Source organism: Opitutaceae bacterium TAV5 (genome assembly GCA_000242935.3).
In the GTDB taxonomy this organism is placed as follows: domain Bacteria; phylum Verrucomicrobiota; class Verrucomicrobiia; order Opitutales; family Opitutaceae; genus Geminisphaera.
The window spans coordinates 1,297,004-1,312,223 of sequence record CP007053.1; the positions used below are offsets into that span (position 1 = coordinate 1,297,004).

The 15,220-nt window shown below is 61.6% G+C and carries 12 protein-coding genes and 1 tRNA gene; 6 read left to right on the plus strand and 7 right to left on the minus strand.

What is annotated here, in order from left to right:
- Positions 1 to 108 precede the first annotated feature (108 nt).
- The 3 genes from OPIT5_05985 to OPIT5_05995 form a co-directional block, all read right to left on the minus strand.
- Positions 109 to 3,240, minus strand: coding sequence for a lipase (locus OPIT5_05985; GenBank protein AHF89849.1), 3,132 nt, complete (start codon positions 3,238 to 3,240; stop codon positions 109 to 111).
- Positions 3,241 to 3,291: 51 nt separating this feature from the next.
- On the minus strand, positions 3,292 to 4,017 hold the full coding sequence (locus OPIT5_05990) for an N-terminal cleavage protein (GenBank protein AHF89850.1): 726 nt from the start codon (positions 4,015 to 4,017) through the stop codon (positions 3,292 to 3,294).
- Between the two features lie 70 nt (positions 4,018 to 4,087).
- Entirely contained in the window at positions 4,088 to 4,936 is an 849-nt protein-coding gene (locus tag OPIT5_05995) for a hypothetical protein (GenBank protein AHF94120.1), read from the minus strand.
- 217 nt (positions 4,937 to 5,153) lie between these two features.
- On the opposite strand from OPIT5_05995, the gene OPIT5_06000 reads away from it, so the two are divergent.
- The 3 genes from OPIT5_06000 to OPIT5_06010 all read left to right on the plus strand — a co-directional run bounded on the left by OPIT5_06000 (position 5,154) and on the right by OPIT5_06010 (position 6,994).
- Positions 5,154 to 6,206 (plus strand): AraC family transcriptional regulator, encoded by a 1,053-nt coding sequence (locus tag OPIT5_06000; GenBank protein ID AHF89851.1) that lies wholly within the window; start codon positions 5,154 to 5,156, stop codon positions 6,204 to 6,206.
- 105 nt (positions 6,207 to 6,311) lie between these two features.
- Complete coding sequence (locus OPIT5_06005) at positions 6,312 to 6,545, plus strand: hypothetical protein (GenBank protein AHF89852.1); 234 nt, start codon at positions 6,312 to 6,314, stop codon at positions 6,543 to 6,545.
- Positions 6,542 to 6,994 (plus strand): DNA-binding protein, encoded by a 453-nt coding sequence (locus OPIT5_06010; GenBank protein ID AHF89853.1) that lies wholly within the window; start codon positions 6,542 to 6,544, stop codon positions 6,992 to 6,994. Before OPIT5_06005 ends, OPIT5_06010 begins: the two co-directional genes overlap by 4 nt.
- Before the next feature lie 235 nt (positions 6,995 to 7,229).
- On the opposite strand, the gene OPIT5_06015 is transcribed toward OPIT5_06010, so the two are convergent.
- From OPIT5_06015 to OPIT5_06025, 3 genes are all read right to left on the minus strand, one after another.
- On the minus strand, positions 7,230 to 8,123 hold the full coding sequence (locus OPIT5_06015) for a 2-hydroxy-3-oxopropionate reductase (protein AHF89854.1): 894 nt from the start codon (positions 8,121 to 8,123) through the stop codon (positions 7,230 to 7,232).
- A gap of 98 nt (positions 8,124 to 8,221) precedes the next feature.
- Positions 8,222 to 9,628 carry a hypothetical protein gene (locus OPIT5_06020; protein ID AHF89855.1) on the minus strand — a complete coding sequence of 469 codons (1,407 nt, stop codon included), beginning with the start codon at positions 9,626 to 9,628 and terminating at the stop codon, positions 8,222 to 8,224.
- Positions 9,625 to 9,828: a hypothetical protein gene (locus tag OPIT5_06025; GenBank protein AHF89856.1), complete on the minus strand. Its 204-nt coding sequence runs from the start codon at positions 9,826 to 9,828 to the stop codon at positions 9,625 to 9,627. Before OPIT5_06025 ends, OPIT5_06020 begins: the two co-directional genes overlap by 4 nt.
- Positions 9,829 to 10,158: 330 nt before the next feature.
- Between OPIT5_06025 and OPIT5_06030 the strand changes: the two genes are divergently transcribed.
- The 3 genes from OPIT5_06030 to OPIT5_06040 all read left to right on the plus strand — a co-directional run bounded on the left by OPIT5_06030 (position 10,159) and on the right by OPIT5_06040 (position 11,473).
- Positions 10,159 to 10,266 carry a hypothetical protein gene (locus OPIT5_06030; protein AHF89857.1) on the plus strand — a complete coding sequence of 36 codons (108 nt, stop codon included), beginning with the start codon at positions 10,159 to 10,161 and terminating at the stop codon, positions 10,264 to 10,266.
- Positions 10,267 to 10,323: 57 nt separating this feature from the next.
- The gene (locus OPIT5_06035) at positions 10,324 to 11,016 is read left to right on the plus strand and encodes a 16S rRNA methyltransferase (protein AHF89858.1); all 693 of its coding nucleotides are present in this window, start codon (positions 10,324 to 10,326) and stop codon (positions 11,014 to 11,016) included.
- Positions 11,017 to 11,386: 370 nt separating this feature from the next.
- Positions 11,387 to 11,473: transfer RNA gene (locus tag OPIT5_06040), tRNA-Leu, on the plus strand.
- Between the two features lie 24 nt (positions 11,474 to 11,497).
- Here the strand turns inward: OPIT5_06040 and OPIT5_06045 are convergent.
- Positions 11,498 to 14,824: a hypothetical protein gene (locus OPIT5_06045; protein ID AHF94121.1), complete on the minus strand. Its 3,327-nt coding sequence runs from the start codon at positions 14,822 to 14,824 to the stop codon at positions 11,498 to 11,500.
- Positions 14,825 to 15,220 lie beyond the last annotated feature (396 nt).

Sequence of the window (15,220 nt, forward strand, 5' to 3'; positions counted from 1 at the left end):
CGACATCTCGCGCCAACGCCTCATCATGTGACATTGCCGACAAGGAAGTGATGATTACGACATGGGGTGAAATGACATGAGAGGGCGGATGCAACGGGAGAGGGGCTTTCAGAGAAAGCCGAATTCGCGGAGAAACGACTCCATCTGCCGCAAGGTTTCGTGATAACGGTCGGCATCCTTGAACATGTAGGTGTGTATCGCATTTTCAGCGACGACCAGTCTGCTGTTGTTTCCTGCACGGAGCATGGCCGACTGAAATTTCTCCGCTCCGGCGAAGGGCGCCGTGGTGTCGCGGGTGCCATGAAAAACAAGGGTTGGCGGCAGATTCCGGGTGACGTGCTCGACGGGAGACAACTCTCTCCATCGTGGGCCAATTTTGGCGTTTCCATAGCCGGCGGGGGAAGTGTCGAGGACGGGCGACAGCAAAATCAGGGCGGCGGGAGTGGTGGAAATCGAAAGATCGTCGGCAGGGTCATTGATTTCGGAAAACAATGCAGTGGCGGCGGCGAGATGTCCGCCTGCGGATGCGCCGCAGGCAATGATCCGGGCCGGATCAATTCCCAAGTCGCCAGCGTGCGCACGAATGTAGCGAATGGCGGAACGGGCATCTTCCACCGAATCGAAAACGGTCGGGGCAGCATCCGGAAGCGGACGAGCCAGGCGATATTCCACACTGATACCCACCATGCCGAGGCGGGCAGCCTCGTCGGCGAAGGGATACATCATGCGGGGCGAACCGCCGGTCCATCCGCCGCCGTGGAATGCGACGAGGCACGGACGGGGTAGCGTGGAAGAGGCGGTGGTATTGGTGTTGAGGTTTGTTGGTTCGAAAAGATGGAGACGGAGTTCGCGCCCCTCTTGAGTGCGTTTGTAGGTGAGCGTTCGCGTGGGCTGAAGCTTGTCGGCCAAAGCGAAGACATAGGCGCGTGGTTTGACATTGGCAGTCGTGGCGATGGGTTTTACCCTCCATCGCGAGGCGCCGGGCGTGGTGTCTTTGCCGTCGAAATGTCCTCGGAAAAGCCAGAGCGGTTCGTTCTCTGTGGAAGCGGAGGCCGGGTCGGGTGGAGTATGCGTGGGCGTCTGGATGGAAAGTTTGGCGGTCATGCGTCCCATCGACGGCACGGTGAACGACGTTGTTTCCAGGCTGGCCGTGAAGCCGTCCGGCAGATCCGGCGTGATGTGTCCTGAGGCGGTTTTTTCGTTGAAATTGTAAATCTCGACTGTCGCCTGAATCGTCTCGCCGGGGGTGTAGAGATAGCCGCGCGGAGTCCAGTTGGAGTTGAGGCCGTCCCAGTTGGTTTCAACACGTTTGGGATCTTTGTCGATGTGTCCGCGCGGATACACGACACGCAGGATAATACCGAGATTCAGATCGCTTTTCCGGGCGGAGGTTTTGGCGGATGAGGCGGCGCTTCCCTTTGCTTTTTGAGTGGAGACGGACTGCCAGGTTGCAGGTGGATTTTTGATGTAAACGGGAAAGCCCTGTGTTTCCAGAAACAGCCCGCCGGCATCATGCGAGACGGACAGCGGGTTTCCCATTACGTCCAGCGCGACGGTGTCTCCCGACAGGCCGGGCAAGCGCATCCGGGAAGGGGGCCTGCTTTTGGTTCCGGAAGGAGCGGGTGGAAGCGCAAGGGCAACATTGCTGCCGTCGGCTTCTCCTGTATTGAAAAGATAGATGCGGTTTCCGTTTATCGTTTGTTTGTTCAGCAGGCGAGCTGTGCCGAGTTCGTAAGTCATGCGGGCGAGTGCCGCATAGGCGGGCAACGGCGCCCCGTGGGAATCCATGATGCCAAATTGCAGCAGGATGCGGTCCTTGGGCTTGCTGAGACTGGAGCCGTAGTAAGGGGTCAACCAGAAGGTGAAGACAGGGCCTACGCCTCTTTCAAACGCCTCCATGTGGCTCTCGAAGAGATATGTCAGCTGCTCCTCCATTGCGGTGCGCGGGTCGGGAATGCGGTTGCGTCCGTAGGGCTTGCCGGTCTCGGTGAGCCAGAGGGTGCGTTTATCGTTCGAAGGCAACCCGAAGCCCATGTCGCGGCTGGTTTTCATGTGCGTTTCGAGAATCCTGTCGAAGCCGCCGTCGCCGACCGGCTGGTAGGTGTGGAAGCTGTAGGCATCGAGGTAGGGCGCGATGTTGTTGGCTCCGAGAATGCGGGAGTAGCCGCCAACTTCGGGATTGCGCCCGAACGGACCGAGGAGCGCCAGCGGAAGTTGTTGCCGCTGGCGTTGTGGTTTTATGGATACTCCTGCGTGGCGCAAGCCGAGAGCCATGGCCTTGAGCATGGCGGCATAGGAATCGGGTGGCTCGTCCGAGTAGTGGCCGATATCGTGCTCGTTCCAGATTTCGAATGCCTGCACTTCGGGCGAAAGATTCCGGACGGCGCTGGCGGCATACGCATAGGCGTTGCGCAGGTCGGCAGGGAAGCTGTTGCCGGAGCCGCCGGGTGGCTGCATCCATGCAGGCAGGGGACGCTGGATGACTTGCAGGACGCGCAGACCGTGCCGGGCCAGAAGCTCCGCTCCGGATTTCGGTTGAGTCCAGTCGAACGTGTCGCGTGAAGGATTATTGCGCATCCAGTCCATGCGGTCGCGGACCCAGCGGCAACCGGTCAGCCAGGCCATCTCGGCCTGCCAGGCAGGCGGTGGCATCCATGCGGCCCCGGAACTGACGCCGGTGTCGATGCCGAAGGGGCTGTCGGGTATCGTGGCTGCATCGTGCGGACGTGGCACGATGGCAAACGGCAACCACCGGTAGGTTTCCAGCGAGCGGGAGTCGCCGGTCTTTCGTTTGAGGGCAATGGGGATAGTGTCGAGTGTCGCAGTTACTTCGATACGATACCAGCCGGAGGACCGGACACCCGGATGCAGGCTGTAGCGCCCGTTGCCGGGAGCGCGGCGAATCTCGACGGAGCCTGTTTCATGATTCCAAAAGTCATAGCATCTTGCGATGAGCATCAGATTTTCCGGAGGCTCCGGCGAAAGGGCAATGTGGAGGACGGGCGGTGCTGCCGGGTCGCCTTCGACAAAAACGGATTGGGGAAACGCATCGCCACGGTTCTCCTCCGGATTGGCGACGGGAAGCATTTCGTAGATAGCGGGCTCCGGAACGACGGGATTGCCAGCGAAGCTGGCGGTATCAACCGCACAGACGGATGTCAGCACGAAGAGAGGAGCGGCCAGAGACGCCGCCGGGAATCTCACGAGGCGTTGCGAAAGTTTTCTGGATGGGAAAAACATGAATCTCGGAACCGGGGGAAGGAGGGGATCAGCTGACAAAGGTCATCCATCTTACGGGCTCCAGACGTCTTCCGGGCCACCGGGTTTGTAAGGGTCTTCGGCTAGACGCGTAACATCTTTCCATGTGGAGACGTGGCCGTCCACCCACACGAAGTTGGAGCCCTGGCGGTGCTTGTCGCCCTGCATCACCACTGTGGTGACGGAGAGGCTGGACTGGCGCGCGCCCGTCGTGTCGTTCACGCCATTGTCACCGGCCAGCAAGGTGCGTGACGGATTCCGGACATCCGTGATCCTGACTTTTTTCCCCGAGGCAGTGCCCGATGAGCTTACGAGCTGTCCGAGGCTGGTGCTCATGCCATAGTTGGGATAGAGACCATGGTTCGTGCCAGGGGCTGCTTTTTGCTGGGAGATCAAGACCACCTCGGGGCATTGCAGGACCTTGGCGACCAACTTGATATCGGTTGCATTGGGAGCGCCCATGTAAGGCTGCACCGCCCCCCACCATTGAAGGGTGGGACTCACGCTTACGTTGTTTACGTCAGGGAAAACATCCCGGCGATCCTGGGCATACGCCATGATGGCGATATGCACCTGACGAAGATTGCTGATGCAGGTGGCGTTGCGGGCGCTGCGGCGCACGGCGCTTACTGTCGGAATCATGATCGCGGCCAGGATCCCGATGATCGCAATGACAGTGAGCAATTCGATAAGTGTGAAACCATGCCTGGCTGAAGGCACAGGCATGGTGATACGGGTGGCATGGGGCGGGGGGAGCATGACGGAATGCCGGGATGGAGCAGATGCGGGAAGGAGAAGGCAAGCGGCTGTGCGCATGCAGCCGATGGTTTTATTTGGCCGCCCGTGTCCGGTTACGACGCAGGCAAGCCGCGATCGTGGCGACGAGCGCCAGGCCGGCAAAAACCATGGAAGACGCGGAAGACTCGGGAATCGCCGTAGCTGTGGCAGAAAAGGACTCGATGCGGCCGAAGGCACTTGAAGCCGTCGTGGCGTGCGTGTTCTCCAGGTGCATCCAGAGCCCGACTGCACTCACATCGCTGAAATCGGGAGATACCCATTGGGCGCCGATTGCGGTGAGCGAAGTCCCCGGAGCGTAAGAATACCATGAAACGGAAGACAGGTCGTTCAGACTATAGGTGGTCGCGGCGCCGGTGAGGCCGAAGCCTTCGGACACGTAATACTGGCCGTTGACATTCACCAGCCAGCGGGCGGTGCCGGTGATGATACCCGGGCTGGTATTGTAGAGCGTGGCGCTGACAGAGGTGAGTGAAACCGAAGCGGAACTGCTGAAGCCATTGAGAAAGTCTTCCTTTTTCCAGATGTAAGCGGCGGTGACAGTGTCGCCTGAACGGGTATAGCTGCCAAAATCAATGGCATCATTGGCTCCCGATGATCCGTTGAGAATGCGCCACCATCCAAGACCGGTGGCGCGAACTGGGTCAGTGGTGGTATCGCCGGTGTAGGTGCTTTCCGCACCGCCGTAGAACGTGCCGCCGTTGTAGCCGTTTGTGCCGGAGGCCGGGCTTCGGGCAACGGTATCGCTGAATATCACCACCCCGTTTGCCAGACCGACACCATTTGGGTTGCCGGTGACAATGTTTGTGTCCGGTCCCCACTGGACAATCGCCTGGGCATGCGTCGCCGGTGCGACGGCGAGCATCAGGCCGGAGAATATCATCGGGAGAAAGGCGTCACGGAAAATACGTCGCGTCGCATGGGTTTTCGGGCGGGTGTGAGTTTTCATAGGCAACGCACAGAGTTTTCAAAGGCCTGCCCTGCACAGCCAATCCGCGAAGACGTGACGTTGCCGACAAGAACGTGATATTTCCGACATCCCTTCGCGAGTCCCGACAAGGCGGGTTGCCTTCCGCAACGCGAGGACTTACGTTTTCCCCATGCCCCAATCTGCTTCCCTCAATGATGTTTCCGGCATTCGCCCCTTGGAGCATGCCATCGGGACAGGCAGTCCTCGCGAGGCATTTTTGACATTGCTGGACGCGGTGCTGGCGGAAGAGAGGAGCGGACCCGCTGCGGTTTTTGCGCATGAGAACAACCCGGAATGCCTCTCCATCGCAGAGGGACAGGGGGGGCCACGGGGAACAAGCCTGGCTTTGGTGGACGCTTTCCGGTTCATTTTTGTCCTCGGAGGAACGTACCGGGCGATTCGTGACGTCAGGGACCGGAGGCAGGACCGGGTCGTGCGAAGCGGTGAGTTTTATTGGATACGCCCGGACGACTGGAACCTCGTGCGCAATGATTCGGCGCGAACGGTGCTGTCCGTCATCTTTGCCAGAAACGAGACGCGCTATGTCTGGTATCACCACCGGCGGGAGGGCGAGCCGGAGCGGCGCGAGCGCGGCGCCAGGCCGGAGGCGCATACGGCGTTGCGCTATCACACGCATGCGGGCGCGAGTCAGGAGTTGCTGCACGCGGTGGCGCTGATGGATGCGGCGATGGAGAAAAGCGCCGTGTCGTGTGGCGCGGTCACGGCGAGGGCCTCGGCCCGCGCCTTGCTGGGGTGGTGTCTGCGCGAGCTGCGGCTGGATGCGAATCTGGAGGCGGCAGCGAATGCCGCGGGAACGCTCGCGCCGGGGCGACGGGCGTTTGACGAAATCTGCGCCTACGTCGCCGAGCACCTGCAAAGCGACCTGAGCCGCGAGCAGGTGGCGGGCGTTTTCCGGATCAGCGAGGATCACCTGACGCGCCTGTTTCGTATCCATGCGCGTTGCGGGTTCGTGGAGTTTGTGCGCGCGGAGCGGTTCCGGCTGGCCGAGCGGCTGCTCGCCACCAGCCGCCTCTCGGTCAAGGAGGTGGCGGCGGCCTGCGGCTTCAACCTGAGCGAGTATTTCATCAAGCGCTTCCGCGAGCAGCACGGCGTCACACCTGCGGCATGGCGGCGACGGCATGCCGACGCCAGGCGGGCGGAGACCGGCTCATCCGGCGCCTGACCGCACCTTTTCCGGCGCCCCTCCCCCGCGGGAGGGAAGAGGTGTCGGGGCTTCAATTTTGATGTCCTGACCCTCCTCTTGACTCGGCCCCATGTGTTACCAAAAATGTATAACATGACGACCGTGACCGTAAGAGAACTTCGCCACAACTTCACTGCTGTCGAAAAAGCAGCCAGAAACAGTCCCGTCAGGGTGACCCGCCGGGGCAAAGTCATCGGCACATTCTCCGCCAAGCCGCCCAAATCGCCAAAATGGCAAATGCCGGACTTCACTGCACGGTCCCGGCGCATCCTGGGTGACAAACTGGCGGCCATCGATGTCCGTGATTTCATCGGATGAAACTATACGCGGATACCTCTTTCATCGGCTCCCTCTATCTGCATTCGGACGCTAATCACGGCGCGGCTGTCACCGCCCTCGAAAGGCTGAACACCGCGCCGCAATTTCCGCTCACTCCCTTTGGCGTGGTCGAAATTGAAAACATGCTCTCCCGCCTCGAATACAAGGGAATCCTCCATTCCGCGGAGGTCAGGCAAATCATGAAAATGATCAAAAATGACATCGGGACAGGCCTTCTGCATTCCACTCCCCTTCATGCTTACGAATGGCTGCAAGACACCCGGGATCTCATCCGCAAAATCACTCCGCTTACGGGCACACGGACACTGGACACCATGCACATCGCATTAGCCCGAAACAGCAACGCAACCCACTTCGCGTCGTTCGACAAAAACCAGCGCAAGGCGGCCGCCGCGGCAAAACTCCAGTTGTTCCCTTCTTCCATCTAGTCCATCCCGCCGGGCCCCGGTAATCGTCCGGGGCCTTCGTTTGACCGAACCCCGCTTGCGTGGGGTTTTCCCGTGCCTCTGGCGACCCTTCCGCGAACGGCAGAGTGCCACGCCAACAGGCATGACAACAACCGGCATGCAGCGTAGCCGAAACGGCAAGACACCACGGCCTCCGGCTCCACGCCTCTGAGCCGGAGTCAGCCCGCTCGCTCCGCCGCTCGCCCTGACGCCGGACTCAGCCCTGCCGGCCCTTGAACGTCAGTTCGGCGATGCCGCTCTTGTCGAGGTCGCCGAGGCCGAGCGTGACCATGCGGTCGTATTGCGATCTGGTCGCTGCGGCCAGCGGCAGCAACAGGCCCGCTTCCTGGCCGAGCGCCAGCGCGATGCCCGAATCCTTGGCCGCGTGCGCCGCCGAGAAGAAGCAGTCGTGCGAGCGCAACTGCATGTCCTCGCCGTCGGTCTTCAGCACCTGCGAATTCGCGCCCGTCTGCGCAAACACTTCGCGCAGCATGTCGAGATCGAGTCCGAGCGCCGCGCCCAGGCCGAGACCCTCGGCGAGGCCGGCGGTGTTGATGTTCATGACCATGTTGACCAGCGCCTTCACCTGCGCGGCCTGACCGGTGCGGCCGATGTAGCGGAGCGCCGAACTGAGGTTTTTCAGGATCGGCTCCACACGGTCGAAGGTCGCCCGGTCGCCGGCGCACATCAGGTAAAGCGTGCCGTTGCGCGCCTGCGGGATCGACGACGCCATGCAGCCCTCCAGCGTTACCGCGCCGGCCGCCCGCGCGCGGCGCTCCACCTCGACGTGCGTGGCCGGCGTGATCGTGGCGCAGTTGACAAACACCTTCCCCGCCGCCGCAGCCGGATCGGCCAGCAGCGAGTCGCCCTCTTCGGCAAACACGGCCAGTTGCGCGGCGTCGTCGGTCACCACGGTAAAAATCACCTCCGCCGAAGCCGTCACCGCCGCGAGCGATGGCGCGTGCGTGGCGCCGATTTCCTCCGCCAGCGCGGCGGCGACCGGCGCATGCGTATCATACACGGCAGCAACCGTGTAACCACACTCCTTGAGCCGGCGGGCCATGTTGGCTCCCATGCGACCGACTCCGACAAATGAGACCGTTCGGGACATACCGGGAAATTTCACCCGGAAACGCTCAAGGCAAGCCGTTGTCCGAGAAAAGTGGCATGGGCATCCAGCCCATGACTGGAGTTTGGCGGACCGGAGAGTCAGTTATGGGAGTAGAACAGGGCGGAGGCGAGGTCGGTGGAGGGTTTATGCGACTTGGTGTTCGAGGAGGAGCGGGAGCAGAAGTGGGATAAACTCTCGCGGCGGAGGTGGCGGGCCCAGAGTTCGACGCGCAGTTGGTTGATGAGCAAGCCGGTGGTGGCGCGGCGCGGGGGCTCGCGGCGGCGCCATTTGGCCAAGGGCACCGACGGGGGCAGTTTGTCCGCGCCATAGGTGTGATGCGCGGCAAGCAGCAAAAGGGCATACGCGGCCACCGCGCAGGCAGGCTGGCGGCGCACCGCCTCCGGCTCCCTGACCTGTGCCTCGCTTACGCCCAGCAGACACTTTTCATCCCGGAAGTTCACCTCGATGTCCCAGCGCCAGAGGTATTCCTGCAGGATGTCTTCGAGCGGCACGTCCGGGTTGGTGCAAATCAGGCAGGCTGGCTGGCGGTAGAGCAGCTTGCCTGCTTTTTTCAACCGGTAGCCCAGGGGGGCGATCACCATCACCCGGACCAAGGTATCGACTCCGGTGATACGGGCCAGCACCGGCCCCAGTGTTTTGATCTTGAAATCGTGGCGCTTTTCCGCCGCGAAGGCCGGCACCCGGCTCCACCCGACGGTCTGGTCGGTGCGCAACTGTTCCGGCGTGGGCAGGGTGTCGCCATACTTGCGGGGGCGTCCCTTTTTGCCGGGCCGCGCCTGGCAGGGCGCGTAGAGCACGGTGTCTTTGCGCACCCGGCCGATCAGGACGGTGTTCTCCGGCAGCTGGCGCAACACCGTGCGGTTGGTGAAGCGTCCGTCGCTTACCCAGTGGATAGGGCGCGCGGTCGCGGTGCGCAGGTGCGCCATCCGCCCGGCGGCGACTTCGTTGATGTTGGCCTGTTTGCGGGCCTCGACGTAGGCCTTCTGCGTTCGGGTATCGGCGTGGCGCGAAGGTTTTTTGGGCAGCGGGGCCTCCTGCCAGTCCACCGGCACCAGCCGGGCCGAACCGTCGGCGGCGGGGAGGGCCGCGCAGAACTGCAGCACACGCTGGCCCCAGACAAAGTTGAGGTTGAACGGCGGGCCGAGCGGATCCTTGCGCCAGCCGCAGCCGGGGATGCAGCGGCCGGTTTTGCGGGTGATGGAGTCATCCAGCGCGACCACCCAGGGCCGGGCGGCATCGGTGGCCGCCAGCGCCTCGTGTTGCACGTGCGCGAAGACCGGATCGACCGGCAGGCGTTGCAGCAGGCGATACTGCGCCGACCAGTCCCGGTGTTGCGCCCCGGCCGTGCTCAGGGCTCCGGTCACCGTGTGGCGACCCAGATTAAGCAGACCGGCCAGCCACTGGGTGCGCGCCCGGGTAAAATCCCCGGGCGAGCCGAAGGCGGGGGCCAGCCCGTCGAGCAGGGAATCGAAGGCTTCGCTCAACGACGCTTTTTTTTTACCGGGACCGGATCGGGCGGAACCTCGCGCCGGGAAACGATCAGGTGGCCCTTGTCGTGGATCGTCCACTCGACCGTCTCGCCCTTGGCGAAGTCCATCGCCTGCGCGATGGGGGCGGGGAAGTTGATGTAATACTGCGCGGTTTCCTTGCGCTGGATGCATTGAACTTTGGTTGGATAGCCCATAAAGGAAACTAGTATTATAACTAGATATTTAATCAAGCCTTTCCTGCTGCAAAACTAGTCAGCGCCAAACTCCAGGCATGGGCATCCAGCCCATGAACGTTGTTCCCCTGCGTGGCACGGGCTTCCAGCCCGTATTTCGCACCGCACACCGGCGGCGCTGCGCGCCGTCCACGGCCAGGATGGCCGTGCCACCGGGCGCGCCGGCCCTGACACCACCTTGAATTGCTCCCCCCCTCCGGCCTTCCCTTCCTTTCGTCCGTTCACCCCGTTCGCCGTGCTTGACTCGGCCTCGCCGCTCCGTCCTGCTTGGCCCTTCAATTTCACAAACCCATGGGCAAACAATACAACAAGGTCATCAAGAAGAAGCGCCGCGAGGCTTACCAGAAGCGCAAGAAAGTGGCTGCCGCCACCGCCAAAAAAGCCAAGGCGAAGAAATAACCGCTTCCCGATTTTGACGAACCGCAGCCCCGCAAAGGTTGCGGTTCTTTCGTTTTCATGGATCGCCTCAAACCCCTTTTCCCCGAAATCCCCACGGACCGCTGGGACTTGCTCGCGCGCATGGCCGCCCTGCACCGCGAGTGGAATACCCGGGTGAATCTCGTCTCGCGCAAGGACATCGACCACCTCGAGTGGCACCACTACGCGCCCTGCCTCGCCGCCGTGAAGTTTCTCCGGCTCGCGGAAGGCGCCACGCTGATCGATGTCGGCACCGGCGGGGGTTTTCCCGGCCTCGTCCTCGCCGCGCTTTACCCGCAGGCACGCTTCACGCTGGCCGACTCGGTCGGCAAAAAGATCACCGTCGTCGCCGACATCGTAAAAAAACTCGGGCTCCGCAACGCCGAGGTGAAGAACGTCCGCGTGGAGACGCTCGCCCGGCAATACGACTTCGTCACCGGCCGCGCCGTGACCTCGCTGCCCGGCTTTGTGCAACTCGTCCGGAAACTCGTCCGGCCCGTTCCCGTCCGCGATCCGACCGCCAACACCGGCCCCGACACACCGGCCAACGGCATCCTTTACTGGAAAGGCGGCAGCCTCGCCGACGAGGAAGCCGCCCTCGGCCTCGCCCCGGCCCGCGTCCTCTCGCTGGAGGAGACGCTGGGCGACCCGTACTTTCACGAGAAGTATATCGTGCATTATCCGCAGCCGGACCTCGCCCGCGCCCGGCCTCCCGCACCGGCGCCGGTGTGACCTGATGCCGCCGGACGGACCAACCGGCGTCAAATCCCGTCAATTTTCGACAAACCGGGCTCGCCACGACGGCGATCCCCCGCCAATTCAGAAAACCGCATTTCCGTACCCGCGCCCGGGTGGTGGAACGGTAGACACTGGAGACTTAAAATCTGTCAACCCCCTCCATTTCTCAGGGCAGAAAAGCTGTCTTAACAAATTAATTTCGTGCTTTTTAAAAAATCCAATTCAAGCAGTCTCAAATCTGAAAAACGCGATTTTTGCCCACTTTTTGCCCACTTTTTTGGTCGGCAAAACATCAAACGGACATTGCGGACATTCCGGCTCGCGCCACCACGCGATGCTTTGTTAGCGAATTGACCTTTCATTTGCCCGGATGGCGGAATCGGTAGACGCCTTCGACTTAAAATTGAATTCCCGTAAGGGAGTGCGGGTTCGAGTCCCGCTCCGGGCACCATCCCTCGTTAAGGAATCCCAGCAATCATCGTTTGCTCCGGAATTTTTCCCGATGCGCTTTCAGGACGGCCAGCACGGGTGCATCGTTCTTCCCGGGAGGAATGAACGGATCGTCGTCCGGCCGAATGGCGACACTATCCAAGTCGTGTTCGCCGATTTCCCACGCTTGCCGGACGACGAACTCGCGCTTGAGGAGAGGGCTCCCGCTGGTCGGCGGCGTGAACTCGGCGCTCGTCGGCAATTGAGCGTGACCGAGAAAATACGCGCCCACACGGCGGTAGGACTCGATGAACATATTCAGGTTCTGGTCTGAACTCGGGTCCATCTCGCACTGCCGTGAGATGATCCCGAACTGCTTGGCTCCACTCGTGGCCAGCGCGTTCATGTTGGCAGTGACAACCACGCGATAGGTGTGGGGGCGCTTACGGCTGACTCCGCGGACAATGACGATCCGGAGCCGTTCCTGCTCGTCTCGTTTCCCGAGCTCTTGCCGCCATTGGTCGAAAATCTCCGCACCCGCATCCCCGTGCTCAAATAGCAACGCCATGAGCGGCGGCTGCCGCCCAAGTCGGTCCACCATAAAACCGGCGCCTCGCCACTTCGCTCGATCCCACAAAGGCAGCCGAATTAGGGAAATTGTCTCCATCTCGGACTGCTTGATCTGACCATCTCGAAATTCCTTCGGCACTTCGCCGGCTCCAAAGGTAGGTTTCTTCGGTTCTACGGACGGCTCCGGCTTCTTCCGCCGGTCGGCGGCATCCCACTCCTCTTGCCGCAGCAACGGATGGTCCTTTGCTTGAGGATCGATCCACGCGGCCAGCGTGTGCTTCGGCTGATAGCCGAGGATATTACCAAGGGTCACAAAGCCGCCTGTAAAATTGAGCGAACGCTCCAAGGCACGTTCGTCGCGGAACAGGCGGGTGACCGCCCGTTTGGGATCATCCATAATGAACACCCGCGACAGGACGAACACGAGGATCGCCAAGAGCTGGTCTTTGATCTGGTTCTGCTCCGCGACAGACAGCGAATGCGGATTGAAGCTGGCGCAGGTGATTTCCACATGCGGTTTCCCGTTCCGGTCTGTCTTGTCGAAGGTGAAGGGGAATGGAGTGCCGTCGGCAAGTTTGACCGTGACGTGAAGGTCAGGCTCTTGCGCGAAGAGATAGCGCACTTGGCCGGTGGAAAGCAGGCTTTCCAAGGCGGCGAGCAGGGCTTCGGCCACGTCCGTGCAAGGCGAGAGATTCCGCGTTTCGACGGTGACGCGGCAACCGAGAATGCGGGAGTTAAAAATGATCGGATCGTCGGCGCAGAGTTCCGGACGCGCGCGTGCGCCCGCCTCACGAGCTTGGTCGCGCCACTGTGTGAAGAACGCACGCAATTGCTCGGCGCTCTTGCCTTCGCGCAACCCCGTCGGCACGGCGTCCTCGTGTCCGAGGGCATAGCAAAGCGCGGCGGCTCCGCCGTCGATGCCGAGACGTTCGAAGGTCTCCGGCATCTTGGCGAGTTCACGCAGTTGGACGAGATCGGCACCGAGGAGCACGCCGCCGAGGAGCGCGTTGTAGGGGACCTCACCCCGCCACACACGCCGGGGATCGTGGCCGCGCCGGGCCAGCACATTGCGAGCAGTGACGTCCACCTCGTGCCAAGCGAGCGAATGCGGCACGCGCCCGAGCCGGGCCTCGATCCATTTGAGCCGCGAATAGCAGGCCGCTTGGAGCGATGTCACGTCGGAGTAGGCCCAGAAATCACCGGTCGCAACCGACGCCGCGTTGAGCATCGTCCCGCGGGCCGCCCAGAGGAGACCGACATCCTCGTAGGCTGCGGCGCAGAGGCCGAGCGCATGCACGAGGTCGGCTCGGCTCTCGTGCTTGAAAAGCTGGAGCAGCGCGCGACCAAGGGTGCGGATGGCATCGTAGGACTTGCCGCCCTCAAGCTGCGCGGTGCCGCGCTGGATCAGCAACTGTGCCGCCGAAATGTCACCGTCGCGCTTGCGCGTGACTTCAACGACGGTTTCAAAAACATCGTCGTAGGCGGGCAACTCGCCAATGAGCTGGGCCGCTTCGGTGAGAATCTCAACCAACGGAGCCAGCGGGAAGCCGACGAGACCTTCGCAGGAGCGAACCGCTCCCTTCAGTTTCTTCAGCGCCGCGTTCGCCTTGTCGGGGCGCTGGTCGCGGATGTGGACATACAATTCCTGTTGCAGCCGCAGCGTGCGGACTTGCAACACGGCACTCGGACGGCCTTCCGCTTTAGTCAGACGATCAAGCTCCCGCGTCAGCGTGCCCTCGCGTCGTTTCGCTTCCTCCGGACTGATCGCCAGATCGCCGCGCTGGCGGGTAGCTTCACCCACGATCCATAGATTGTGCAGCAATTCGAGATCGTGGGGATTCTGGGTGCCGATAGCGAATTGTTCGACTTCGAGATAGCAGCGGTCGAATACGGCGTAGTCCTCGTGCCACCAATAGCTCGTCCAAGCCTCCTGATAAGCAACAAGGAGACGCTGATGTTCGGTGCCTTGCTTTTCCGCGGCAGCCCTCGCGCGGACGAACCGGCCATCGGTTTCGGTGCGCGGACGCTCCAGTCCGCGCGACAGTTTACACGCCTCGATGCAATCGGTGACAAACTGGTGCCCGAAATGCCCTTCCCGGCTGGCTTGGGTCAGACGATTTTCCACTTCGGTCAGTTCCCGTTCGGCTTCGAGATCCTGCGCACCCTGCCGCACGCTGGTGCGCAGAGAAGGCGAGAGCCGCAGCTCCTCAATGGCGAGGTTTTCGTGTCGGCCTTGAAAGACCCGATCCAAAATCCAGGACCGATCGAGAATGCGCACATCGAGCTTGTGCTTCTTGCGGAGGTCGTCTTCGACCTGCGCACGTTGCTTGTCCGGGATATAGCGGCTGGAAAGAAAATACGCCTTCCGGTAGCCGCGTTTGGTCTCCGCGATCTTCTTGATGTCTGACTTCACCTTGGCCTGCCAGTCGGCCTTGGCGCTAAACGCGAACGCCCAGCGCTCCTGCGCGGCTTCCCGACCGGTGCCGAGATACCAAGCCAAGGCCAGTGAGTCCGCGACCGGGAATGTCTCGGTGTCCACCTTGCTGTCGCCGCCGCCGGTGGGGCCTGTGTGGGGAATGAGATTGGGGCAAATTTCTCGCTCGGCCAGTTTGCGGGCGAAGTGCTCGAAGTCCGTTTCCTGACTGCGATTGGTGAGTGTTTCGAGATGATATTCGAGAATCGAACGGTCGAGTCCCTTGGATTGTTCGATTACCGAATCGGAGAACAGCTCGGGCCGCCGAGCCCGCAGGAAAGCCTTGGGCGAAAAGCGTTCTTCCTTATGGGCTTGTTCCTCTGGAGTCATGCGCTGAAAGCTAAAATACTTAAAACGCGAGCATGACGAGGATGACGGAAGGGAAAAGCGTTAAGAGTTAGCAGATCCCCATCGTGCGAGCGGCTAACGCTTCCCATGCGGCCTTGGTCGTCTTGACTTGCTCAAAGAGCAAATCCACTCTTGGACCATGCCGTTGCAGCAGGATACAGCGAAATTTGTGCGTTTGCTGCGGAAGAATCCGCAGCAAACGGCTCCTGCTTTACCCAAGACGTCCCTCACCGTTGCCAAGCTCCATCGCTACAAGGACCGCCTGCGTGCCTACGACGCGGCCCGTCTTGAACTGAATCTAGCTTCGCCCGTCCGGATTCAACGCGAGAACTCCGCTGTCGGAAGCGCTTTCAAGCCCCGCATCGTGAAATTCAGCCG